The following is a 1467-nucleotide window of genomic DNA, read 5'->3' as shown; positions in this document are numbered from 1 at the left end:
ATCACGCCCGGCAATCCGTATCTGATACCAGCCCTCATTCAGTTTCTGACGAAACGCCGGGAGCTGTGTGGCCAGCGCCCGGATGGCTTCAGCCCCCGTTTTCACACGAAGGTCGATGCGGCGGCCAAATCGTTGCAAATCCCCGTAAAGGCAGATGCGTGCCATGCCCGGTGACGCCAGAGGGAGTGTGTGCGTCGCTGCCATTTGTCGGTGTACCTCTCTCGTTTACTCAGTTGTTCAGGAATATGGTGCAGCAGCTCGCCGTCGCCGCAGTAAATGGCGGCATGATTCGGCACCGATGAACCAAAGCTGCACAGCAGCACGTCGCCCGGCTGCGCCTCTGTCAGTGCGACACGGTAAAAACCCGTTGCCTCCATATTGTCAAGATAGAGATTCTGACCGTGACGCCACCAGTCATCCTCGCGATGAAAATCCGGCATCTCAATCCCCGCCAGATGATAAGCATCCCGGAACAGCGTGTAACAGTCCGTCACCCCGTGCTCAAAGCGCCGCCCGGTGAGATGCGGCACACAGCGGAACTTATGAATCGTCCCCCGGCAGACCAGCCACCACGGCAAATCACTCTGCACCTGCAGCCGCCGGTCGGCCTCACTCAGCCAGGGCAGACCACCGGGGTGGCTGTGGACCAGCGCCACAATCTCACCCTGCATTTCTGCCTGCAGCCAGTCTTCCGGCGACATCCGGAAATAACCCTCCGGCTCACCGGAAATATTCATGCAGGGAAAATATCTTTCCCCCTCCGGCGCTCTCACCACGAAGCCGCACGACTCCGCTGGCGCACATCGCCGGGCGTGCGCCAGAATCGCTGATTCTGTTTCTGTCATGGGTTTACTGCGAAAGTTTGTTAATGGAAAGGAAGCCGCCAAAGTTGCCGACGTTATTGCGAAACTTACAGCCGCTCAGGCATTTGCTGCATTTATCCTTCGTGATATCGGACGTCAGCTGGTCATATTCATCCGCGACTGCCGGACCGTGATAACCGCACTCATCACCGCGATAGGTCCAGGTGCAGGTGTTGGCCAGCATGATACGTCCCGGAAAAACAGCGCCATCCGTTTCCGTCGGCGTGGACAGTACAAAGGAGGCACTCACCGCGCTCAGTTCGCTGCACTGCTCGATGCGCCAGCGGCTGATCACCTCCTGCTCCGGATCGGCGTCTCTGTTTCCGTTGACGAAGTTCACCGCATCCAGAAAACGGGCGTAAACCTTACGCCGGACCACCGTTCCGCCGACCAGACTCTGCATATCTTCCGCCATCCCGGTGACCATACCGTACAGGTTAGAGACCGTCAGTGTCGGACGGGCAGCACTGCCCTTGCCGTTCAGTTCAAATCCCGTCCCCTGAATGGGATACGGCTGATACTGTCGCCCCTGCCAGGTGACCGGCTCACCTTTTTCGTTCTGCTCATTACAGAAAAAATAACGTTCTCCACCGACCTCTGTCAG

At 58.0% G+C, this 1467-nt stretch carries 2 protein-coding genes and 1 pseudogene; all 3 read right to left on the bottom strand.

Annotated features, from left to right (window positions below; genetic code table 11):
* Nucleotides 1-165: pseudogene (locus tag AACU19_RS20110) on the bottom strand (tail assembly protein); the annotation flags it as partial.
* On the bottom strand, nt 102-845 hold the full coding sequence (locus tag AACU19_RS20105) for a C40 family peptidase (RefSeq protein WP_000140697.1): 744 nt from the start codon (nt 843-845) through the stop codon (nt 102-104). The pseudogene AACU19_RS20110 and the gene AACU19_RS20105, both read right to left, overlap by 64 nt.
* A gap of 4 nt (nt 846-849) precedes the next feature.
* The coding region (locus AACU19_RS20100) for a phage minor tail protein L (RefSeq protein WP_198599092.1) at nt 850-1467 on the bottom strand (618 nt) is incomplete at its 5' end.

The organism is Escherichia sp. MOD1-EC4550 (genome assembly GCF_963876935.1).
GTDB lineage: Bacteria > Pseudomonadota > Gammaproteobacteria > Enterobacterales > Enterobacteriaceae > Escherichia > Escherichia coli_F.
The sequence above is the reverse complement of the archived record's forward strand: the minus strand, read 5'-3'. Positions and strand labels throughout refer to the sequence as shown.

Bases quoted from the DNA above. Each gene is read 5' to 3' on its own strand.
- AACU19_RS20105 (WP_000140697.1), bottom strand. From the start codon at position 845: ATGACAGAAACAGAATCAGCGATTCTGGCGCACGCCCGGCGATGTGCG.